This is a genomic window from Brachybacterium sp. GCM10030267 (genome assembly GCF_042666875.1).
GTDB lineage: Bacteria > Actinomycetota > Actinomycetes > Actinomycetales > Dermabacteraceae > Brachybacterium.
Window position 1 is genome coordinate 1 of sequence record NZ_JBHTCX010000006.1, and the last position, 21,743, is coordinate 21,743.

Sequence of the window (21,743 nt, forward strand, 5' to 3'; positions counted from 1 at the left end):
TGCCCGGCATCAAGCTGATCATCGACGGACGCAACATCACCACGGCCGAGAACTGGGCCGGCACCCCCCGCCTCGTCCTCGGCGACGGCTCCGCCTCCACCCACCAGCAGGACCAGGACTCCTGACCCGATGGGTGAGCATGAGCTGATCCTCGCCCTCGGCCCCTCGCTCGGGGTCGGCAGCCGCACCTTCATCATCCAGCTCCTGCTGGTGCTGGGCATCGTGGTGATCGTCGCCTGGCTGTTCATGAAGCGCGGCGCGAAACAGCTCGCGGTGCGGCGCCTGCTGATCATCGCCTTCGCGATCTTCGCGGTGCTCACCGTCCTGTTCCCGGGCATGCTGAGCCGGGCTGCGAATCTGGTGGGGGTCGGCCGCGGGGCGGATCTGCTGCTCTATGCGACCGTCGTCGTCCTGCTCGGCTTCCTCGCCCTCCAGGAGGCCCGCACCAAGGCGGCGGAGAAGCGCACCACCTACCTCGCCCGGCGCCTCGCGATCGACGAGGCCGAGCCGGCGGCGGAGTACCGCGAGAGAGCCCTGCACCGGCCCGAGGGGTGACCGGTCTGCTGTCCGTGCTCGCCCTCATCGCTGCGATCCTCGTCGTCCTGGCGGCGGCGTACCTGCCGGGGTACGCCGCCGTCCGGATGCTCGACGGCTCCCGCCTGATCGCCCTCGCCCTCGCGCCTGCCCTGGCCGCCGCGATCGCCGGCGTCAGCGCCGTCGCCGCGTCCCTGGTCGGGCTGCGCTGGTCACTGCTGCCCTTCCTGCTCGGCGCCCTCGTCCTCGCCGCCGCGGCCTACGGCCTGCGCCGGCTCGATGTCCGGTTGCCAGCGACGGTCCTGGACGGCCGGCTGTCCCCCCGCCGCGCGGTGCCCGGCGGGGCCGCCTGGCTGACCGGCGCCGTCGCCGTCGCGGTGGTGCCGATCGCGCGCCAGGCGGGACGGCCCGACGCGATCCTCGAGCGGTGGGACACGCTCTACCATCTCTCGGCCCTGCAGCGGATCCGCGAGACGGGCGATGCCTCCAGCCTCCACGTCGGCGCGGTCTCGAACACGACCGGCGATCCGACGTTCTACCCGGCGGCCTTCCACGCCCTCGCCGCCCTGGTGCCCGGCGTGGGAACCCCCACGCTGCTGAACGCCACCGTGCTCGCGCTCGCGGTTGCTCCCTGGATCTTGGGCATCGCGCTGCTCGCTCGCTCCCTGTTCCCGAGCACACCGTGGGCCCCGTTCGCCGCGGCGATGGCGGCGGCGCTGATCCCGGCCACCCCGCTGGACCTGTGGATCCACCTCTCCCCCATCCCGAACCTCGCGGGATTCGCCGCCCTGCCGGGAGCGCTGGCGGCCGCTGCCGCGCTGTGGGGTGCGCTGCTGGAACGCCCTGCCCTCCGCCCCGTACTGGCCTCGCTCCTCGCCGTCGGCCTCGCGGGCGCCGGACTGGGGATCATGCACCCCAATGTCGCGGTCACGGCGCTGATCCTGCTCGCGGTGCTGACCACCGTGACCGGCCTGCCCTCGTGGAGAGCCCGTCCGGCACTGATCGCCGTGCCCGTGCTCGCCCTGCTGCCGGTGGTGCTGCTCTCCTACACCCCGCTGGGCTCGCACGTGACCGGATTCAACGGCGGCCTCGCGGTGGTGTGGTGGAGGGCGCTGGGCGAGATCCTGCTGGGTCTGCTGACCGTGTGGCCGATGGCCCTGGGCGCCGCGCTCGCGGTGCTGTGGTGGCCCGGCCTGGTCGTCTCACTGCGCTCCCGGCCGCACCGCTGGCTCGCCGTCGCCTGGATCGTCGTCGCGGTGATCTATCTCGACGCGGCACTGGATTCCCCGCTGAACCTCTCTGCGCTGTACTACCGCGGCCAGGACCGCATCTCCATGCCGCTGGCCATGCTCTCGGCCGTCCTGGTGGTCCCGGGGCTGCAGGCATGGGCGCGCCTGCTGGCTCCCTCCGCCGATCGACGCCGGCAGCCCGGGGCGTCCCGGCCCGTGGCCCTCGTGCTGATCGTCGCCGCGGTCATCGCAGCACTCGCCTCGATCCCGGCCCGCAGCGACAACGCCGCCAAGAACCTGGCCGCGGACTATCCCGGCCGCGGCCGCTTCCTGCAGCCCGACGAGCGCGCCCTGTTCGAGCAGCATGTCCCGGAGATGGACCAGGACGGCACGGTGCTGGCCAGTCCGTTCTCCGGCGCCGCCCACCTGTACGCCATGTTCGGCCAGGACGTCCGCCTGCCCGTGGCCGGCATGGCATACACGGACCTGGACCGGGATCTCATCTACGCGACGGAGAACGCCGCCACGGACCCGGCCGACTGCCGGCTGCTCGAGGAGAACGGCATCACGTACGTCTATCAGGAGCGCCTGCCCTACAACCGGCACAAGACCTCCGACTCGGTCAACTATGCGGGGATGGACCTCGGCGCCGTGCTGTTCACGACCGAGCACTCGACCATGATCGAGATCGACTGCGACCCCGGGGACGGCAGCTATGACCCGGCCTGACCCGCCCACAGCCACCGCCCCGCCGGTCACAGGTGCCGCCCGCCGGTATTCGCCGCTGCTGGACGTGATCCGGATCGTCGCGGTGATCGGCGTGATCTGCGTGCACGTGATCGCCGATCACCTCGACGGTGAGGGGCGGGTGGCGATCCACGTGGTCCGAGCGCTGCTGGCCACGACGGTGCCCGCCTTCATCATGATCTCCGGCGCCCTGAACCTGGCGCCGGCGGCCATGCGCCACGGCTCCGGCCGGTTCCTCGGCCGGAGACTGCGCCGACTGCTGCCGGCGACAGTGGTGTGGACCGCCTTCTATGCCCTGATCATGGGGACCCTGTTCACGGACGAGCCGCTGGACTGGCGCCAGGAGATCCTGGACCTGCTGACAGCCTCCTCGTACCCGCATCTGTACTTCCTGCCGCTGATCCTGGGACTGACCGTCGTCACTCCGGTGATCGCCGTCTACATCGGCGACAGTCCGCGACGGGCCTGGATCACCGGCGGCGTCGCCACAGGGTGGGCGCTGGTGGTGATGGCCGTCCCACCGCTCAGCCAAGGGCTGCTCGGCGAAGCGGTGGTCCCGCTGCAGATGGGCACCCTGACCTATTTCCTGCCGTTCCTGGGCTACTACATCCTGGGACGGGCAGCGTGGGCCCTGCCGGTCAGCCGCAGCCGGGCGCTGCTCCTGCTGCTCGTGGCCACGCCGGTGCTGACCGTGGCGACCGTGTGGGCGTATCTCTCCCGCGTCACCGACACCCCGCCAGGGCAGTTCCTGCTGCCGACCTATGTGGCGCCGACGGTGATGCTGCTCTCGCTCGCCCTGGTGATCGCCCTGCTGAGCCTGGGAGGTGCGTGGACGGTCTCGGCGCGCGCCGAGAACCTCCTGCGGACGATCGGTGACGCCACCTTCGGCGTGTTCCTCGTGCACTTCGCGATCCTCGTGCCGCTGCGCGAGCTGGGCTTCCCCGAGGGCTCGCTGCTGACGGTGCTCGCCCTGATCGTCGTGGTCACCGTCCTCGCCTTCGCAGTCTCGCTGCTGGGCAAGAAGGTCCCGGGGCTGCGCGCGATCCTCTGACGCTCAGCGCCGGATCTCCGCCAGGACCTGTTCGGCGCCCTTCGTGGCGCAGCCGGCCAGGGAGGCGTTCTCGAGCGTCCACCGGCGCAGGTGCTCCCGCTCCGGAGCGCCTTCGCCCTCCAGCGCCGCCCGCATCGCCTCGGCGACCTGGGCGGCGTCGTAGTCGCAGGCCCAGCCCAGGGAGTTGTCACGGATCCGGTCGTGGGCGGCGCCCTCCCCGGCGTGGATCACGGGGGTCCCGGTCGCGGTGGCGGCATAGATCTTGGTGGGCAGGGCGAACTCGTAGCCCTGCCCCGGGGTGATCGAGGACAGCCCGGCGACCGCGCCCCGCAGATGCGCGGCGACCTGGGCCGGCGGGATCTTGTCGCGGAACTCGATGCCCGCGATGCCCTCCTCGGCCACCCGGGCCTCGAGCTCGTCGCGCCCGGACCCCTCGGAGAAGAACAGCAGCCGCGCCTGCGGATGCTGCTGGCGGACTCGGGCGAAGGCGTCGATGAACACAGCGGCGCCCTGCCACTCGGAGACGGTCCCGGCGTAGACGAAGTACGGTCCGGCCTCGCCGGCATCCGAGCCCTCGGGTGTGAAGGTCTCGGTGTCGATCCCGTTGCCCACCATGACGATGCTGGGCCGTGGCCCGATCAGTTCCCGGACCCGATGCTGCACACCCGGGGAGATGGTCAGCACGCGCGAGGCACGCTTCCACACGGTCTTCTCCGCCCAGCGCACCACGGAGCGCACGAAGGTCGGCACACCTTCGACGCTCTCGGTCGCGTCGGACCAGACGTCGGCCGCGTAGAAGGTGTACGGCACCCGGCGGATCATGGCGGCGACCATCCCCACCATCCCGGTCGTCGGCGGCGGCTCGAGCACCAGGGCGTCCATCGGGCGCTGGAGGAGCAGTCGCAGCGCGAGCGGCAGATCGAAGCTGAGATAGGAGACGTACCCGCGGACCTGGCCCTGGTGATCACGCTTGACGGGCCAGCGGGAGACGCGGCGGGCCCGGGACCGGACCCCACCCGCCCCGGGCGCGGAGGTGGTCAGCACGGTGACCTCCGCGCCGGCCCGCTCCAGGGCGATGACCAGCGCCTCCTGGCGGAAGGCGGCGGCCACGGGTTCAGGGGTGTAGACGCGGGTGGCGACGACCACGTGCGCGGGGCGGTTCGGCCCGGGGCGTCGTGCGGTGCGCGACCTCGCCATCAGGCGCGCTCCCGGAGGGCGTCGACGCTCCGTTCGGCCGCCCTGCCGTCGCCGTAGTGGGCGGGGCGCTCGGCGGTGGGCCGAGGCCGTGCCACCGCGGCGGTCAGCTCGGCCGGGTCCGAGACCAGCTGGTTCCAGCCGTTCTCCAGCGTCTCGACCCACTCGGTCTCGGTGCGCACCGTCGAGCACGGGGTCCCCAGCAGGTACGCCTCCTTCTGCAGACCACCGGAGTCGGTGACCACGGCGCTCGCGGCATGCACCGCGCCCACCAGGTCCGGGTAGGCGACGGGCTCGCCGACGCGGACGGCGCCACCGGCCAGCTCGATGCCGGCCTCCTTCGCCTTCGCCATCAGACGCGGATGGGCGAACAGCGCCAGGGGGATCTCGAGAGCCTGCAGGGCCTCGATGATCGCCCGCAGCCGCTCAGGGTCGTCGGTGTTGTCGGCGCGGTGGATCGTGGCCACGGCGAACTCTCCGGCGGGGTCGATGCCCTCGGGCAGGGCCAGCGGAGTGCCCTCGACGGCGGCCGCGACCCGCAGGCACACGTCGGTCATCACATCGCCGGTCACCAGCGTGCGCTCGGCGAGTCCCTCGGCGGCGAGGTGGCCGCGCGCGACCTCGGTGGGAGCCAGCAGCAGATCCGCCGCGTGGTCGGTGACCACGCGGTTGTGCTCCTCGGGCATGCGGCGGTTGAACGAGCGCAGCCCGGCCTCCAGATGGGCGACCTTCAGGTGCATCTTCACGGCGGAGAGGGTGCCGGCGAGGGTGGAGTTGGTGTCTCCGTAGACCAGGGTCCAGTCCGGCTGGTGCTCCTCGAGCACCTCGTCCATGCCGGCCAGCATCGCACCGGTCTGACGCCCGTGCGACCCGGAGCCGACGGAGAGGTTCACGTCCGGGGCGGGGATCCGCAGATCCGCGAAGAACACGTCGCTCATGGCGGCGTCGTAGTGCTGCCCGGTGTGGACGATGACGTGCTCGACGTCGTCCCGCTGCGCGGCTGCATCGGCGATCGCGGCGAGCTTGACGAACTGCGGGCGCGCGCCCACGACGGACAGGATCTTCATGGACGGATCTCTTCCTCTCGGCCCCGGCAGGTCACAGGCGACGCGGCCCGGGTCGCAGGTACAGTAAGCGTGCCCCACCATAGCCAACGGCCGAGGCCGTGCGGCACACCACGACACCATCGAGGGACAGCGCGCCGCGCGCGTGCCCCGCTCGGGAACGGAAGATGCATGACGTCAGGCCAGGGCACGCCGGAGCCTCGTGTCGCTGTGCTCGTCTACAACGACGCCGCCAACGATTCCCGGGTGCTCAAGGAGTCCGCGTCGTTGCGTGACGAGGGCTATGACGTCCGGATCCTCGCGGTCGAACGCCGCGAGCTGGACCGGCCCGCGGCCGTCAGCCGCCTCGGCGAGCGCCTGACGCTGGAACGTGTCCCGGAGTTCGCCTTCGAGCGGATCGTGCCGGCGCTGGCGCCGGTGTGGCGCGGGCTGATCAGCCAGGACCTCGAGCCCGCCTCCCGGGTCTCTGCGCCTCCGCCCCCGGCCCCCCTGGCGCCGCCGACACAGCCGCGGGCCGCGCTGGCCGGTATCAGGTCCCACGCCCTGCGTGCCCTGCGCGGGCTCGGCGAACGCGCCTACCGCACCGTCGCCCTGGGCACGTACTGGAAGAACGTCACACAGGCAGGGCTGCGCGTGCGACCGGACGTGATCCACGCCAACGACGCCAACACGCTGGTCCCCGCACTGGCGATCCGTGCCGCGAGCCGCGGCCGCATCGGGATCGTCTACGACTCGCACGAGCTGTGGCGTCACCGCAACGTCCGCCCTGGCCGTCTCCTGGCCCCTCATGTCGAGGCCCTCATCGAAGCGGTCGGCATCCGCCGGGTCGACGGGGTCATCACCGTCTCGCCCTCCATCGCGGACTGGCTCGAGCGCACCTACCGTCTGCCGCGGCGACCGGCGCTGGTGCGGAACGTCCCGGTCGCCGACGACCTGCCGGACCCCGCCAGCGGAGTGCTCCGCGCTCGCGCCGGGCTCGGCGCCGAGGACCGGGTCATCGCATACGGGGGGCGCATCACCACCGCCCGCGGCATCGAGGAGACCATCGCCGCGCTCCCCCATCTGCCGGCCGATGTCCACTTCGTGCTCCTGGGGTACGGGGAGCAGGCCGCGCTCGAGCAGGTCCGTGCCGAGGCCGCGCACCACGGCGTCGCCGAGCGCGTCCATCTTGTGGGAGCCGTCGAGCCCGACGCCGTCTCGCGCTCCCTGGCCGACGGCGACGTCGCCGTCGTCCACGTGCGCCCCATCTGCCTCTCCTACCGGTTCGCCCTCCCCAACAAGCTCTTCGAATCGATCCGCGCCGGACTGCCCATCGCCGCCGCCGACCTGCCGGACATGCGACGTGTGGTCGAGGAGCTCGGCGTCGGCGAGGTCTTCCAGGGCTCCAGTCCGCAGGATCTCGCCGAGGCGCTGCGGGCGATCCTGGACGATCCGGACACCTACCGAGAGCGTGCCCGCCAGGTGGCCGACGACCTGACCTGGGAACGGGAGACGGAGAGCATGCTCGCGCTGTACCGCCGCGTGATGAGCGAGACCGGGAGGCTCAGCTGATGCGCATCACGGTCGTCACCACCTGGTTCCCGACCGGGACGTCCCCCTCGCGCGGCTCGTTCGTCGTCCGCGACACCCTCGCCATCGCCCGGCACCACGACGTGCGCCTGATCCACCTGGTGCCGCCGGCCGACGACGACGGCACGAGGAGGCTCGTCCACGAGGGCATCGATGTGCTGCGGGTGCCGATGGACCCGCGTCGGCCGGACCAGATCCTGGCCGCGGCCCGCGTGCTCGCCGTGGCGCTCGAGGGCACTGATGTGGTCCATTCGATGGCGTTCTCCGCGTTGCTGCCGATGACGCTGCGACGGCCGCGGGTGCCGTGGATCCACACCGAGCACTGGTCCGCGCTGACCACTCCGTCGACGCTCCCCGCGCCGGCCCGCGCCGGATTGCCGCTGCTGAGTCGTCTGCTGGCGCGGCCGGACCGGGTCACCGCCGTGTGCGAGTTCCTTGCCCGCCCGATTCGGGCCGTCCGCGCCGACCGCCCGACCGCCGTCGTGCCGTGCATCGTCGAGCCGGGACCCCTCGTGCCGCGCCGCGATCGATCCGACGGCGCCCTGCGCATGGTCTCGACGGGCGGACTGATCCCCCGCAAGGACCCCCTGCTGGCGGTCGAGGTGCTCGCCGACCTGCGAGAGCGCGGCGTGGATGCCCATCTGGAATGGCTCGGTGACGGGCCGCTGCGAGAGGACACCCTGCGCCGCGCCGAGGAGCTCGGTGTCACCGGGCAGCTCGCGCTGCCCGGCACGGTCAACGGCACGGGGGTCCGCGAGGCCCTCGGCCGCGCCGACCTGTTCTTCGGCCCCACCCGTGCGGACAACTTCTTCGTCTCCGCCGCGGAGGCGATCGTCGCCGGACGTCCGGTGGTGCTCGGGGCGACGGGCGGCCAGGGCGAGTACGTCGAGCCGTCAGTCGGCGCCCTGGTCCCCGCACAGCACGTCGCCGCCTATGCGACGGCGATCCTCGAGGTCGACGAGCGCACCCGCGACCTCACCGCCGACGAGATCGCGGGCACGATCGGGGACCGGTTCTCCGCCGCGGCCGTCGGGCACGGCTACGCCGCACAGTACGAGCTGCTGCCCGGCCGACCGGGAAGCCGCCGATGAGCGGCACCGGGGCGGAGAAGCCGGTCACCGTCGTGATCGCCTGTCACACGCCGGAACGTCCCGTCGGCCGAGCAGTGGCCTCGATCCTGGAGGGCAATGCCGATCACGCCCACGTCACCGTGGTGTGCCACAACCGTGACGCCGGCGATATCGCCTCGGCGATCGACCCCGCCCATCGTGCGCGAGTCACGTTCCTCGAGCACAGGGACCGGCATCGATCCGCCTCGGGCCCGTTCAATGCCGGAATGCGCGCCGCGACCACGCCGTTCGTGGCGATCATGGGCTCCGACGACATGCTGGCGCCCGGCGCGGTCGCCTCCTGGCTCACGGTCCAGGAACGCACCGGCGCGGACTTCGTGGTCACCCGTCTCGCCCTGGGCACCGCCGGATCCGGCGTCCCCACGCCGGCCGTCCGCATGCATCGTGCCGGTCTCGTCGACCTCGTGGCCGACCGGCTGAGCTACCGCTCCGCACCACTGGGACTGATGCGCCGCGAGATGCTGGCCGCGACCGGCGCGTGGCTCGTCGAAGGGGCCGGAGTCGGCGGTGACGTCGGGATGGTCACGCAGCTCATGGCGACACGCCCCACGGCCTACGACCGCTTCGGCCCGCCCTATGTGATCGGCGAGGATGCCGGCGACCGGGTCACCTACGTGGTCCGTCCGATCCGCGAGCAGCTCGGCTTCTTCCCCGACGTGCTGACCGCGGGCTGGTTCCGGGCGCTGCCGCGGGGCGCTCGACGGGCGATCGGCGTCAAGCTCCTGCGCATCCACGTCTTCGGGGCGGTCTTCTATCGCAGCGACGTCTCGATCTGGACCGAGGCCGAGCGCACGGATCTCGCGGAGATCACGGCCGGTGTGATCGTCGAGTGCCCGGGGTGCCTGGGGCCGCTGTCCCGAGCCGACCGCGACGTGGTCGACGCCTGTCTGGACCCCACCATCCCGGCCGAGGACCTGGTGCGTGCGGCGAAGGCGCGTCGACGCCATGGCCGCCCGGCGACGCTGCTGCCCCGGCGGTGGCGACACGCCCTGGACCGCGAGGCTCCGGTGCGGTTCATGGCCGCGTCCCTGGCCGTCCGGCACCTTCCGCGCCTGGTGGGGCTTATCCGCGGCTGACCGGAGCCGAGGGTCTCAGGCGTCCCCGGCGATCCGGGCGATGGAGCTCTGCCAGCCCTCGATCTGCCGCTCGGCCGAGAGCTCACGCGCCGACGCGTTCGCGGCCTGCTTGAAGCGATCGACATCCTCCTTGGTGGTCGTCGACAGCGCTGCGCGCAGGGAATCGGCGTCAGCCCCGTCGAGGACGCGACCGATCCCGTGCTCCCGCACGAGAGCGGCCATGTCGGGTGACGGCCCCACGAGGACGCCGGTCCTGGCCTGGACGGCTTCGAACAGCTTGTTGGGCAGGCTGTGCTGGAGGTTGAAGGTGCTGTCCGGGAAGACCACGATCGAGAGGTCGTACCCCGCCACGGCCTCCACCAGGTCCGTGTACGGCACCGGATCGCGGAAGGACACCGACGGCAGGTCCGCCGCTCGATCCCTGAGCGTCTCGATGTACCCCGGTTCGCTCGGCACCAGCATGAGGTCCAGCGTCAAGTTCTCGGGAGCACCGCGCATGGCGTCGATCATCGATTCCAGGCGACGGTTGGCTCGGGCCACCCCGGTGTGCAGCAGCCGTATCGTCTCGCCGGTGGGCCGCGGAGAGCGCTGCTCGTAAGCTGCGGCATTGGTCACGACCTCGACGTCGACGCCGAATCGGATCGCGTACTCACCGGCCAGCCCCGGGGACACGGTCGTGATCGCATCGACCCGCGGCAGACAGGTACGGCAGATCCACCGCTGATAGGGCGCGACGAACCAGCGCCAGGAGCGGACATGCTCCTTCTCGCGCGGCGCGTACTCGTGCAGGTCGGCGTGGATCCCCCGGCGCGGGGCGAGCCAGAGGGCCAGCGGGAGGGTGTTGACGTCGTTGGCGAGGACGACGTCGACGGCGCCGGCGAGGTCCGCCAGTCGCTGCCGTGCGGCCCGCACCGCGCTCATGTCCCAGTACACGTGCCGGTACCGCCTCGAGAGCAGATATCGCTTGTTGCTGGGCCAGGCACGGGTGCTCGCGGGCAGCTCACGGTGGGTCACGTCGGGGTGCGGCGTGGGCCCGAATCCGACGGTCGTGACCTCGTAACGACGGGCGAGCAGTCCGATCTGGCGCTGGACCCGCGGGTCCCGCACGAGCTCGGAGAACGACAGGATCAGCACTGAGGTCATCGTTCCTGCTCCTGATCGATCGGGGCATCCGCGGAGCGGGTCAGGCCGGCGAGCGCGGCCTGCTCGGCGAAGGCGGGCACGGCGGCGACGACCTCGTCGAAGGAGCCGGCCGCGGCGACCGTGCCCTCGGACATGTAGAACACGATGTCGGAGTGCTGGATGGTCGCCAGGCGATGCGCGATGGTGATGGTGGTGACCTCGTCGCCCAGACCGCGGATCGCATCGGTGACCGCGGCCTCGGTCTTGGTGTCCAGGGCACTGGTGGCCTCGTCCATGACCAGGACGGACGGCTCCGTGTACAGGCCGCGGGCAATGCCCATGCGCTGTCGCTGCCCTCCCGAGAGCGTCATGCCACGCTCCCCCAGCCTGCCCTCGATCCCGTCCGGGCGATCCTCGATCACCTCAAGCATCTGCGCCCGGCGCAGCGCCGTGCGCACCCGGTCCTCGTCGACCTCCTCCGGATTCCACGTCAGTGCGACGTTCTCGCCCACGGACACATCGAACAGAGAGACCTCCTGCGGGACGTATCCCACGGAGGAGCGCCACTGGCGCAGCACCGTGGTGATGTCGACGTCGTCGACGAGGATCCGGCCGCTGCTGGGTGTGAGAAGTCCGAGCAACAGGTCGACCAGCGTGGACTTGCCGGCGCCGGAGCTGCCGACGAAGGCCACCGACGAGCCGGCGGGGATCCGCAGCGAGACGTTGTGCACCGCGGGCTCCTCACGGCCGGGATAGGTGAAGCTCACGTCCTCCAGCACGATGTCATGCAGCCCCCGTTCCAGGGTGCCCGAGTCCGGCTGCTCCTTGCGCGCGACCGCCTCACGAGCGAACTCGATGTCGTCGATGATGTAGTCGGCGAAGGCCGCATTGGTCAGGATGCGGTTCTGCGTGGACTGGAATCGGGTCAGTGACGGCACGAGACGGAATCCGGCCACGGCGAAGACCGCCACCGAGGTCATCGCCCCAGTGGGTCCCCCGGAGAGGTACCCGACCCCGCCGATGACGGCGAACCCGCCGACCATGCCGGCGTCCAGCACGAACCGGGGCATCTGGTTGTAGTACTGGGCGAAGGCCCGGGTGCGGGAGGCCGTGGCGCGACGCTCGGCGACGATGTCGGCCACCTCGCCCTCGTTGCCCTTCAGCGTCAGCTCCTTCAGGGCGGCGAGGACCTCTCCCAGCAGGCGGACCACACGGATGGAGTTGTCGCGGTTGCTCGCGCCATTGGCGACGGCCTTCGGGGTGATCACGCGGGAGAGGATCAGCGCGATGAACCCCAGATACACGAAGGTCGCCAGCGCGATCTGCCAGTCCAGGACGATCAGGCCGATGCTGATGACCGTGATCGTGGCGAACTCCGCGACGACGGTCATCGACGGCATCAGCACGTTTGCGACCACGGCCGCCACGCCGGAGTCGACCATGCGGATGATCTCCTGCGTCGACTTGGAGGCGCGGTCCACCCAGGAGGCTGACATGTAGGAGCGGAAGAGGGTCTGGCCGATCGCGACCTCATGCTGCGCGAAACGCTGGGTGGCGATCCGGATCGTCAGCAGGTTCAGGAAGCTCTTGATGATGATCAGGCCGACGAACGCCGCGACGAGGACCAGCATCTCCTCGAATGTGCGCAGCTGCCATCCCAGCACGGGGACCGTGACGGCGGTGCCCGGTTCCATCAGACCGGGGATGACGACGGCGATCGCTCCCAGCGCCACCACGTCCAGCAGGGCCAGGACGCTCATGACCACGCCGAAGGTCACCAGGAATCGCCGTGAGTCCGGCGGCAGCACCGACAGGGTGCGTCGGACGATCCTGATGGTCTGCTTCACCTGGGGTTCTCCTCTTCGCTCGGGACGGGCGGGCGCCGGTCCACGGCGTGGCACCCGGTGCGCCGCTCGTTCAGCACACGGGCTCCAGCTCGTACAGAGCGTACGGGCCCTCCTCGGCCACGAGAGTCAGTCGCGAGGGCGGGATGTCGTGGACCCCACTCCAACGTCTCGAGGCCTCAGGATTGATGGCGGCGCCGGATGCGGCGGAGACATCACGGTACAGGTGGGTCGGGCCCAGTCGTGTCAGGGCCGAGCACACCTCGCCGTAGATGTCCGGATTCCCGGCGTAGTTGGCGACCAGGGTCTGGTCCCGAGTCAGGGGGCGCGCCATCGTGGGGTAGACGGTCCGGGTTCCGCCGATCGACCAGTACAGGGGCGCTCCATCCAGTGGATCGGCGAGGACCACGGCGCTGTCCGGCAGGGCTGCGGCCGTGCGCTCGATGAAGGCGCGCTCCTGCGGAGTGACGTACGGCTCCAGCTGGAGACCGTAGGCGGTGTAGGCGAGCGATCCCAGCAGCGGCAGCCGCGGCGGCACGACGACGGCAACGAGCACGATCGCGAGCACACCGACCGCGGCGACCGTCCCGAATACGGGACGACCTCGGATCCGGTCGACGTCCACGACCGCGTCCAGACCGCGCACCAGGAGCACCATGAGCATGCACATCATCAGCGGGGCGATCCGCTCCCGCGCCCCGTACCACGGGTTCACCAGCGCGGCGGCCGCCGGGGACTCGATCTCCGTGGCCAGACCCAGCAGCACGGAGGCGACGACCGCCACCGCCGAGCTCGTGCCCACGACCTCCCAGCGACGCACCGCTGCGACGGCACCGATCGCGGCGAGGATCCACACCGGCAGCAGGGGCCATGCCGCCGTCTCGACCACCGGGATCCGCGGGGTGTCGGTGAGAATCTTCCAGGCCACGGAGCCCACTCCGTCGGCGCTCGGCTTGGTCAGGTTCATCCCGCTGAGCATGGTGCTCGAGACCACGAGGAAACCACCCGCTGCGGCGAGCGCGCCCCCCACCTGCCACCAGCCGCGACGTCCGCGGCCGGCGCGAAGATGACCGATCCCCCCGACCAGGACGTACAGACCGGCCACGACGGCGACCGAGAACAGCATCGACGGGTGCGCGACTGCTGTGCCGACCAGGACCGCGGCATGACCGGTGAGCCCGCCGAGCCGGCGGAGCCCGCGCACGCCATGCCGGTGCTCCAGCAGGCGCAGGGCGGAGGCGATCGCCACGGGCAGACACACCACCCCCAGCACCGTCGGCCACAGTCCCATCACCAGAGCCGTCGCGGCGACGCTGAGGAAGAGAGTCGATGCGGCCGCGGCAAGCGCCGCACCCACGGGGGCCTCGCGACGACCGGCCGCGACCGACGCGGCGAGCGCCGCCACCGAGGACGGCAGTGCCGCCAGCAGCGAGAGCATCATCGCGTTCGCCGCCGTGACCGTGTCGAACGGCAACAGCGCCGCGAGAGCGTCGAACATCACCGGGTAGTACGTCGGGGCTCCGTAGATCTCCGTCAGCGCCGTCGTGAGGAAGGCATCGCCCCCGTCGCGGATGAAGGCAATCGCGGAGAGATGGAAAAAGGAGTCGTAGCTGCCGTTGAGCGTCCCGATACCGCCCATGCGCTGGCTGCTGGAGGCCACGACCAGCACGCCCGACAGAACCGCGACTCCCGTCACCAGCGACACGCTGCGCAGGGTCCAGGGGGCCGCGGACGACGCCGGGTCCCCCGGCGGGGGGTGCGCGAGACGGCGAGCGATCAGCAGCCGAGCGAGCAGGGCAAGGCCCACCAGGGCGAGGTATCCGATCACGGCGCTGAGGATGGTCCAGGGGATCCCCAGCAGACGGTAGAGCGCAGTGAGCACCACCGTGAGCAGCACGGTGACCACCGGGGCCCAGCCCCACCGCACGGGAACACGGGATGCAAGCGCGATCAGCAGCAGGTGGCCGGGAACGGCGAGCAGCGCCCACGCGGCCAGCACCGGAAGCAACTCGGTCATGCGCAGCAGCTCATGAGATCCTGGGCGGAGGTTGCAGGGCACGCTCATACCCCGCCGTCACCACGGACGGATCGCGTTGCGCGAAGGCGAATTCTCGCGAGAGGCGGGAGGCCGCCGCGTAGACCTCGGGGTCGCGGAGCTCGAGGATGCGCTGGACGGCCCCGTCGACGTCGGGGACGACCCAGTCCGGATCGTAGAGGCTCGCCGCTCCTCCGTAGGGCACGGTGTCGGGCCAGTCGCGGATGACCGCCGGGCACCCGACCGCGAGAGCCTCCATGACGGACTCGTGCGTGCCCTCGTGCCGGGAGGAGGAGACGATCATCCCTGATTCCGCCAGCAACGCCGGGACATCGGCGCGCGCACCGAGCTGTTCGACCGGGCCCGGGCCGAGCTGCTCGAGTCGTTCGCGCACCAACCGCTGATACGGCGTGTCCCGGGACGCCGAGTCGGGCAGGCGCGGCCCGACCAGCCTCAGCCTGTAAGCATCGTCGTGCCGGCGCAGGCGCTCGAGGACCTCGATCGTGAACAGGACGTCCTTGACCTCCCTGACCCAACCCACCTGCACCAGCAGCCGCGGATCGTGGTCCTCACGGGGCGGGGTCTCCAGACCGCGCGCCAGGAGATTGCCCACGTGCTCGGCCTGGATATCGGCGAAGTCGGGAGCGATGACGGTCAGCATGTTCCACACCGGGGGCGAGACGTACAGCATCCGGTCGATCCGGGCGTGATCGTGCAGCAGCGTGAAGGGGGTGAAGGCCTCGAAGCGATGGACCCGGGACATCAGGGCTCGCGGTGCCCGATCCAGCAGGGTAATCCAGGTCAGGACGTGATGGCTCCACTCGACGAGGGCGACGTCGGCCCAGTCGTAGCTCTCGGCCAGGGCAGGCGGCGTCGGCATCCGGCGACCGGAGGTGACCAGGTCGTACCGGCCGCGGATGATCCGGTCGCGATCGGGGAACCCACCCTCGGGCAGGTCCTCGACGTCCAGCTCCCGGACCTCGAACCGCCCGGTGGCACGCAGTGCATCGATGAGCGGCCGCACGAACGTCCAGTTCTCCTGCGCGATGACGAGCAGGCGCAGAGGTTCGCCACCGCGGCGGTCCCGCGGGGCCGGTCGCGACGGAGCGCTCGAGAACGGCACCGTCCGGCCGAGCATGAGCGTGCCGGTCGCCGATTCCCGAAGGGGCAGGAGGAATTCGGCGGGGTCGGCGGCGAGAGGCGAGCGGCCCGCCTGGTGCAGGGACGGGTCGTAGGAGACACGCAACGCCTTGTCGAACCAGCGCAGGGCGGCGTCGACGCGCCCTCGCTCCAGGCATCGGTCGGCGAGACCCAGCAACGTCGCGACATCTTGGCGCCATCGGCCGTACCGCGGGTCGGCCGCGAGTCGCTGCTGCGCGGAGAAATAGACGCCCATCCCCCCTGCGCGGCCGGGGAGCCGACGGGCGGCCCCGGTGGCCGCACGGAGGGCACGGGCGCGAAGCGGTGCGAGGTCAGGCACCGTCGGTGTCCCCGTCGAGCCGAACGACCTCCCCCGCGCGAGCCGATTCCAGGACGGCCTCGACGGTGCGCACGGTGTGCAGGCCCTCGCGCATGGTGACGATGTTGGAGGTGTCTCCGCCGATGGCGTCGCGGAAAGCTTCGTGCTCGGTGGCCAGGGGCTCCTTGCGCTGCAGCGAGTAGCGGATGGAGTCGCCCTCGCTGACGCCGCGGAAGGAGGCCATGGACTCCCACAGGTTGGTGGCCTTCTCGCCGTTGGCGTGGAAGGTGAGGTCGGCGTTGATGGTGTCACCGACCAGGGCGCCGTTCTCGCCGGTCACGACGGTGACGCGCTCTTTGAACGGTGTCAGCCAGTTCACCAGGTGGTTGGTGATGGTGCCGTCGGCGAGGCCGCCGGCGATCGAGACCATGTCCTCGTCGCGGCGCCCGGAGCGGCGGGTGGAGGTGGCCGCGACGTGCGCGTACCGCGACTGCGCGACCCACGCGGTCAGGTCGAGGTCGTGCGTGGCGAGGTCCTTGACCACGCCGACGTCGGCGATGCGCGCTGGGAACGCGCCCTGGCGGCGGGTGACGATCTGGTAGATCTCGCCGAGTTGCCCGTCGGCGATGCGCTTGCGCATCTCCTGCAGCGCGGGGTTGTACCGCTCGATGTAGCCGACCGCGCCGACCAGGCCGGCGTTCTCGTAGGCCGCGGTGATCTCCTCGGCCTCGCCGATGTCGAAGGCGAGCGGCTTCTCGACCAGTGTGTGCACCCCGGCCTCGGCGAGGGTCAGGGCCACATCGCGGTGGAACTGGGTGGGCACGGCGACGACGGCGTAGTCGATGCCGGCGGCGATCAGGGACTGCACGTCGGGCAGGATGTCGTACCCCGGGGCGGCACCGTGCGGGTCGCCGTGGGCATCGGCGACGGCGACGAGATCCACACCGTCCAGGGCCTGGAGGTTGCGCGCATGGTGGCGGCCCATCATGCCCAGGCCGATCAGCCCGGCCCGCAGTCGCTTCGTGCTCGCACTCATGGTCACGCTCCTGCCTTCGCGACCGCGTTCACGGCCTCGACGATCCGATCCCGGTCCTCGTCGCTGACGCTCGGGTGGACCGGCAGCGACAGCACCTCCCGCGCCAGCATGTCGGTGACCGGCAGGTCCGCGTCCGCAGCGTCCGCTGCGGACGAGGCGAACGTCGCCAGGCGATGCACGGGCGTGGGGTAGTACACCCCGCAGCCGACCTTGTGCTCCTCGCGCAGCGCGGTCGCGAAGGCGTCGCGCTCGGCGGCGGAGGCGCCCTCGAGGCGGATCGTGTACTGGTGGTAGACGTGCGTGGCCTGCTCACGCACGACAGGCGTCGTGACACCCTCGAGGTGGGCGTCGAAGTGGGCGGCCAGCTGCTGACGCTGCGCGGTCCACCCGGCGAGCTTGGTCAGCTGCACCCGGCCGATCGCGGCGTGGACGTCGGTCATGCGGTTGTTGTAGCCGACGACCTCGTTGGCGTACTGCCGCTCCATGCCCTGGTTGCGCAGCAGCCGCACCTGGCGGGCGGTCTCCGCATCGGCGCAGGCGACCATGCCGCCCTCGCCGGAGGTCATGTTCTTGGTCGGGTACAGCGAGTACATCGCGCCGTCGCCGAGGGTTCCCACGAGCGATCCGTCCCACGTGGCCCCGTGCGCCTGCGCGGCATCCTCGAACACCCACAGCCCGTGCTCACGGGCGATCCTGGTGATCTCGCCCATCGGCGCGGGGTGGCCGTAGAGGTGGACGGGCTGGATCCCGACGGTGCGCTCGGTGATCGCGGCCTCGATCGCGGCCGGGTCCACCGTGAAGGTCTCCGGGTCGACGTCGACGAACACCGGGACACCCCCGGAGACGGCGACCGTGTTCGCGGTCGCCGCGAAGGTGAACGAGGGCACGATGACCTCGTCGCCGGGCCGCAGACCGAGGGCGAGCATCCCCAGGTGCTGACCCGAGGTGCCGGAGTTGACGGCCACGACCTCGCGGCCACCGGCCAGCTCGGCGGAGAACTCCTGCTCGAAGGCCGCGACCTCCGGGCCCTGCGCCAGCATCGCGGAGGCCAGCACGCGATCGACCGCGTCGCGCTCCTCCTGCCCGATGATCGGCTTCGCCGGCGGGATCATCGTCGGTTCCGTGTTCATGCGGTGGGTCCGTCCTGTTCGTCGGAGTCGTCGAGCGCGGCCGGGCGCGGGGCCCCGGCCTGAGGGGAGGAGGCGAGCTGGAGCCCGCCGGACTTCTCGTCGTGGATGTACCACTCGCCGGTGGTGGGGCACACCCAGGCGTCGGTGCCGTCGGTGGAGGGGATCAGCTTCTCCCCGGAGCGGCCCACCCAGGCGAGGCGCTTGGCGGGGACGCCGGCAACCAGGGCGTGCGGGGGCACGTCCTTGACGACGGTGGCACCGGCGGCGACCATCGCCCAGGCGCCGATCGTCACCGGGGCGACGCACACGGCGCGGGCGCCGATGGACGATCCCGTCTCGCAGGTGACCCCGACGGGCTCCCAGTCCGACGTCGACTTCGGCGACAGGTCCGGGTTCACCGCGCGGGGGAAGTGGTCGTTGGTGAACACGGCGGCGGGGCCGACGAAGACGCCGTCGGCGAGCACCGCGGGCTCGTAGACCAGCGCGTAGTTCTGGACCTTGCAGCCGTCGCCCATCCGCACGCCGGAGCCGATGTAGGCGCCGCGACCGATGACGCAGCCGGTGCCGAGCCTCGCGCCCTCGCGCACCTGTGCGAGATGCCAGATGGAGCTGCCGTCGCCGATGGTGGCATCGTCCGAGATGTCGGACCCCGGGGCTGCCCGGTAGGCAGGGGTTTCACTCATGGGCCCGACGATACCGCGAGCGCTCACCGCGGTCGGGGATGACCTGCCGTCCGCGCGGAGCTGTTGCGCATCTCGCGCACACGGGGCAGTTCGATCAGCCAGCGCGGACCCCAGCGGTCGATCACGGCCTGCATCCCGACGGCGGCCAGGAGGGCCATGACCGCCACTGCCGGGACCACCAGCAGCTCCCCGGCCGGTCCGGCGGTCAGCGAGAGCCCGTCGGCGCGGCGCCACGCGACCACCACCAGGTTCAGCACGATCGGATGGACCAGGTAGATCACCAGCGTGCGGCTGCCCACGAAGGACCCGGCGCGAGCCACGGACCCCAGGCGGGCCAGCAGTGGCAGCAGGGCGATGCAGGCCCCGATCCCACTCATCGATGCCACCAGCTCCAGCCCGCGGGACAGGGGCAGCGGCAGTTCTGCGCGCAGCACGATCAGGGCCAGCGGGCAGAACACGGCGGTCAGCCCGAGTCCCAGGACCGGTCGCGGACGCTCCCCGACTGCCAGGATCGTCGACCGCAGGGCGAATCCGGCCGCGTACCACAGCGCGTTGTCGGTGAGCTGGAAGACGCCGTAGACGAGATCACCCCACATCTCGGCGCGCTCCATCGACTCCTGGATCACCGGTGCGGCCGCGTACAGGACCAGGGTCACTGCGAGCAGAACGCCCTTATGAGCACGCAGCAGCCGCGAGAGCACGAAGAACACCGGCAGCGCAGCGATGAACCAGTAGGGCGAGCCCACCACGAACAGCCCGGCGATCTCCCCGCGGACGAAGCCGAGCGGGTCCTCGGGCGCGTAGCGCGGCCACCCGGTGGCGGCGAACAGGAGGCTCCACAGCACGTAGGGCCAGAGCATGTCGAGCACGCGCGGTCGCAGCACCCGGGGCCACGACCGGTGGAGGGCGCCTGCCGCGAGCAGTCCGGCCACCAGGAAGAACAGGGGCATCCGCAGCGGGATCAGGGCGAGATTCGCGCTCGCCCACCAGGCCGCGGCCCGCCCGTCGCCCAGCAGGTCCGCTCCCCCGGAGACGGCCACGTGGTAGAGGACGACAAGGATGATCGAGACCGCCCGTGCCAGGTCCAGCCAGGCGACCCGGCCCTGCGACGTCGCCGGAGCGTGCTCGCTCACCGAGAGGCCCGCAGCGCCTCGCCCTTGCCCACCGCGATCTCGCGGAGCTCCTCCTGGAAGGCGACCATGCGCTCACGCAGCCGAGCGGCCTCCTCGTCCCCGCCGGCCGCGAGGATGCGCGCCGCCAGCAGACCGGCGTTGCGGGCCCCACCGATGGAGACGGTCGCCACCGGCACACCGGCGGGCATCTGCACGATCGAGAGCAGGGAGTCCATGCCGTCGAGGTGCTTCAGCGCCACGGGCACGCCGATCACGGGCAGCGGGGTGAGGGCGGCGAGCATACCGGGCAGGTGCGCGGCGCCGCCCGCGCCGGCGATCACCACGCGCAGGCCGCGGTCGGCGGCGGACCGGCCCCACGCGACCATGTCCTCGGGCATCCGGTGGGCCGAGACCACGTCGACCTCGGCCGCGATCCCGAACTCGGCGAGCGCCGCCTCGGCGGCCTCCATCACCGGGTGGTCGGAGTCGGATCCCATCACGATGCCCACCCGGGGGCGGGTCTCGGTCGCGGTCATCGGATCTCCTTCTCGGGGCCGTCGATGATGAGCTTCTCGGCGCGGTGGGCACGCTCCAGCAGATCCTCCGCGTCGTCCCCGATCAGCGTGACGTGACCGAGCTTGCGCCCCGGCCGGACGGATTTGCCGTACAGGTGGAGCTTCAGCTGCGGGTCGGCCGCCAGCGCGGCGCAGGCGCCGGGGGCGAGGTCCTCCGCGCCGCCTCCGAGCAGATTGACCATGACGGCCACCGGCGCGACAGGATCGGTCGAGCCCAGCGGCAGATCGGCGACCGCGCGCAGATGCTGCTCGAACTGCCCGGTCACCGCGCCGTCCATGGACCAGTGCCCGGTGTTGTGGGGGCGCATGGCCAGTTCGTTGACGCTCACCTCGCCGTCCTCGGTCTCGAAGAGCTCGACGGCGAGCATGCCGACGACGCCGAGGTCCTCCGCGATGTCCTGAGCGAGGCGCTGGATGCGGCGCTGGGCCGCGACGTCGAGCCCCGGAGCAGGTGCGACCACCTCGTAGCAGACCCCGTCCTTCTGGACCGACTGGACGACGGGATAGGCGACGACCTCTCCCCCGGGACGCCGGGCCACCTGCGCGGAGAGCTCACGGGTGAAGGGCACCAGCTCCTCGGCCAGCAGCTCGCCGTGCGCGGCGAGCCAGTCGTCGGCCTGGTCGTCCGCCTCGACGATGCGCACCCCGTGCGCGTCGTACCCGCCGCGCGGGGTCTTGACCACGACCCGGCCGCCGGTCTCGGCGAGCGTCTCGGCGAGATCCTCGCGGGAGCCGATCCGCCACCAGCGCGGGCAGGGATGCCCGAGCGCGGTCAGGCGCTCGCGCATGACGAGCTTGTCCTGGGCGTGGACGAGGGCGGCCGGGCCGGGGCGCACGGCGGCGCCGTCGGCCTCGAGGCGTTCGAGGATCGCGGTGGGCACGTGCTCGTGGTCGAAGGTGATCGCGTCGACCTCCCCCGCGAGGCCCCGCACGGCCTGCTCGTCGTCGTGGCGGCCCAGGCGCACCCGGCCGGCGACGGCGGCGGCGCTCTCCTCGGGGGCCGTGGCCAGCACGGTGGTGGCCAGGCCGAGCTCGATGGCCGGGCCCAGCATCATCCGGGCCAGCTGCCCGCCGCCGACGATGCCGACGGCAGCGGCATGGGGCGATGGCGCACGATGTTCTGAGGGCTGCGGGGTCTCGGACACGGCGGTCA

General features: G+C 71.6%; 18 protein-coding genes. 6 read left to right on the forward strand and 12 right to left on the reverse strand.

What is annotated here, in order from left to right; translation table 11 throughout:
* Positions 1–129: 129 nt before the first annotated feature.
* The 3 genes from ACFQS2_RS04845 to ACFQS2_RS04855 are packed head-to-tail and all read left to right on the forward strand — an operon-like array spanning position 130 to position 3,561.
* Positions 130–555: a DUF2304 domain-containing protein gene (locus ACFQS2_RS04845; protein WP_377019824.1), complete on the forward strand. Its 426-nt coding sequence runs from the start codon at positions 130–132 to the stop codon at positions 553–555.
* Positions 552–2,492 (forward strand): DUF6541 family protein, encoded by a 1,941-nt coding sequence (locus ACFQS2_RS04850; protein ID WP_377019825.1) that lies wholly within the window; start codon positions 552–554, stop codon positions 2,490–2,492. The genes ACFQS2_RS04845 and ACFQS2_RS04850 overlap by 4 nt, the downstream gene beginning before the upstream one ends.
* Positions 2,479–3,561 (forward strand): acyltransferase, encoded by a 1,083-nt coding sequence (locus ACFQS2_RS04855; protein WP_377019826.1) that lies wholly within the window; start codon positions 2,479–2,481, stop codon positions 3,559–3,561. Before ACFQS2_RS04850 ends, ACFQS2_RS04855 begins: the two co-directional genes overlap by 14 nt.
* Positions 3,562–3,564: 3 nt before the next feature.
* Here ACFQS2_RS04855 and ACFQS2_RS04860 read toward each other — a convergent pair whose 3' ends face one another.
* Together ACFQS2_RS04860 and wecB are read right to left on the reverse strand one after the other, a co-directional pair.
* Entirely contained in the window at positions 3,565–4,758 is a 1,194-nt protein-coding gene (locus ACFQS2_RS04860) for a glycosyltransferase (RefSeq protein WP_377019828.1), read from the reverse strand.
* A complete protein-coding gene (gene wecB, locus ACFQS2_RS04865; RefSeq protein ID WP_377019829.1) occupies positions 4,758–5,822 on the reverse strand; it encodes a non-hydrolyzing UDP-N-acetylglucosamine 2-epimerase in 1,065 nt (354 codons plus the stop codon). The genes ACFQS2_RS04860 and wecB overlap by 1 nt, the downstream gene beginning before the upstream one ends.
* 168 nt (positions 5,823–5,990) lie before the next feature.
* Between wecB and ACFQS2_RS04870 the strand changes: the two genes are divergently transcribed.
* The 3 genes from ACFQS2_RS04870 to ACFQS2_RS04880 are packed head-to-tail and all read left to right on the forward strand — an operon-like array spanning position 5,991 to position 9,594.
* The gene (locus ACFQS2_RS04870) at positions 5,991–7,370 is read left to right on the forward strand and encodes a glycosyltransferase (RefSeq protein ID WP_377019830.1); all 1,380 of its coding nucleotides are present in this window, start codon (positions 5,991–5,993) and stop codon (positions 7,368–7,370) included.
* The gene (locus ACFQS2_RS04875; RefSeq protein WP_377019831.1) at positions 7,370–8,479 is read left to right on the forward strand and encodes a glycosyltransferase family 4 protein; all 1,110 of its coding nucleotides are present in this window, start codon (positions 7,370–7,372) and stop codon (positions 8,477–8,479) included. The genes ACFQS2_RS04870 and ACFQS2_RS04875 overlap by 1 nt, the downstream gene beginning before the upstream one ends.
* The gene (locus ACFQS2_RS04880) at positions 8,476–9,594 is read left to right on the forward strand and encodes a glycosyltransferase (protein ID WP_377019832.1); all 1,119 of its coding nucleotides are present in this window, start codon (positions 8,476–8,478) and stop codon (positions 9,592–9,594) included. The genes ACFQS2_RS04875 and ACFQS2_RS04880 overlap by 4 nt, the downstream gene beginning before the upstream one ends.
* Before the next feature lie 15 nt (positions 9,595–9,609).
* Here ACFQS2_RS04880 and ACFQS2_RS04885 read toward each other — a convergent pair whose 3' ends face one another.
* The 10 genes from ACFQS2_RS04885 to ACFQS2_RS04930 all read right to left on the reverse strand — a co-directional run bounded on the left by ACFQS2_RS04885 (position 9,610) and on the right by ACFQS2_RS04930 (position 21,735).
* Positions 9,610–10,737, reverse strand: coding sequence for a glycosyltransferase (locus ACFQS2_RS04885; protein ID WP_377019833.1), 1,128 nt, complete (start codon positions 10,735–10,737; stop codon positions 9,610–9,612).
* Entirely contained in the window at positions 10,734–12,563 is a 1,830-nt protein-coding gene (locus ACFQS2_RS04890) for an ABC transporter ATP-binding protein (RefSeq protein WP_377019834.1), read from the reverse strand. The genes ACFQS2_RS04885 and ACFQS2_RS04890 overlap by 4 nt, the downstream gene beginning before the upstream one ends.
* Positions 12,564–12,633: 70 nt before the next feature.
* Positions 12,634–14,577, reverse strand: a complete 1,944-nt coding sequence (locus ACFQS2_RS04895; protein WP_377792899.1) for a DUF6541 family protein — start codon at positions 14,575–14,577, stop codon at positions 12,634–12,636.
* A gap of 10 nt (positions 14,578–14,587) precedes the next feature.
* Positions 14,588–15,991, reverse strand: a complete 1,404-nt coding sequence (locus tag ACFQS2_RS04900) for a glycosyltransferase (RefSeq protein WP_377792900.1) — start codon at positions 15,989–15,991, stop codon at positions 14,588–14,590.
* Between the two features lie 76 nt (positions 15,992–16,067).
* Positions 16,068–17,090: a Gfo/Idh/MocA family protein gene (locus tag ACFQS2_RS04905; protein WP_377019838.1), complete on the reverse strand. Its 1,023-nt coding sequence runs from the start codon at positions 17,088–17,090 to the stop codon at positions 16,068–16,070.
* 2 nt (positions 17,091–17,092) lie between these two features.
* The gene (locus ACFQS2_RS04910; protein WP_377019839.1) at positions 17,093–18,220 is read right to left on the reverse strand and encodes a DegT/DnrJ/EryC1/StrS family aminotransferase; all 1,128 of its coding nucleotides are present in this window, start codon (positions 18,218–18,220) and stop codon (positions 17,093–17,095) included.
* Entirely contained in the window at positions 18,217–18,903 is a 687-nt protein-coding gene (locus ACFQS2_RS04915) for an acyltransferase (protein WP_377019840.1), read from the reverse strand. Before ACFQS2_RS04915 ends, ACFQS2_RS04910 begins: the two co-directional genes overlap by 4 nt.
* 23 nt (positions 18,904–18,926) lie before the next feature.
* Positions 18,927–20,036: an acyltransferase family protein gene (locus ACFQS2_RS04920; RefSeq protein ID WP_377019841.1), complete on the reverse strand. Its 1,110-nt coding sequence runs from the start codon at positions 20,034–20,036 to the stop codon at positions 18,927–18,929.
* Positions 20,033–20,551, reverse strand: a complete 519-nt coding sequence (gene purE, locus ACFQS2_RS04925; RefSeq protein ID WP_377019842.1) for a 5-(carboxyamino)imidazole ribonucleotide mutase — start codon at positions 20,549–20,551, stop codon at positions 20,033–20,035. The genes ACFQS2_RS04920 and purE overlap by 4 nt, the downstream gene beginning before the upstream one ends.
* Positions 20,548–21,735: a 5-(carboxyamino)imidazole ribonucleotide synthase gene (locus ACFQS2_RS04930; RefSeq protein WP_377019843.1), complete on the reverse strand. Its 1,188-nt coding sequence runs from the start codon at positions 21,733–21,735 to the stop codon at positions 20,548–20,550. The genes purE and ACFQS2_RS04930 overlap by 4 nt, the downstream gene beginning before the upstream one ends.
* Between the last annotated feature and the right edge of the window lie 8 nt (positions 21,736–21,743).